This window comes from Paenibacillus xylanilyticus, from assembly GCF_013359935.1.
In the GTDB taxonomy this organism is placed as follows: domain Bacteria; phylum Bacillota; class Bacilli; order Paenibacillales; family Paenibacillaceae; genus Paenibacillus; species Paenibacillus xylanilyticus.
On the sequence record NZ_JABMCB010000095.1, the window covers coordinates 1 to 469 of the forward strand.

Consider the following 469-nt stretch of genomic DNA (forward strand, 5'->3'; position numbering starts at 1 on the left):
CGATACTGCTGACCCAGCCACGGAACACATCGACCGTGCCGTTCGGGAAGCGGATTTTATAGGCACGGGTATCGCCTTCATTAAACCACGCCAGCAGCGCCTGCTGCCCCTGCTCTCCGGGCATCCACGCCAGCGTGAAGCTGGTATCTCCGGCAGATTTCTGCCCCTGCCCGGTCGCAGTCCAGTCTGCATCTTCATCATCGAGATAGCTGTCGTCATAGGACTCAGCGGTCAGTTCGCCGGGCGTCAGGTCTTTAACTTTTGCCAGACGCGACCAGTCAACGTCTGAAAGCGGATTCGCGTAAGGGTCACCGCTCCCCTTATAAACCCACAGGGTGGTCCCGGCACCTTTCACCGGCATTGTAGGATTTGGTACAGGCATAGCGTCCTCACATTTCATAGGTAATGACATAAGTCAGATCGGCTGAACTCCACAAGCCCGCATCATCGTCGCGCCGGTAGTCATAGC

1 protein-coding gene is annotated in these 469 nt (G+C 56.9%); it reads right to left on the bottom strand.

What is annotated here, in order from left to right; genetic code table 11:
- Positions 1-382 (bottom strand): phage tail tube protein (locus HP552_RS00870; RefSeq protein ID WP_281365992.1); only part of this gene is annotated, 382 nt, incomplete at its 3' end.
- Positions 383-469 lie beyond the last annotated feature (87 nt).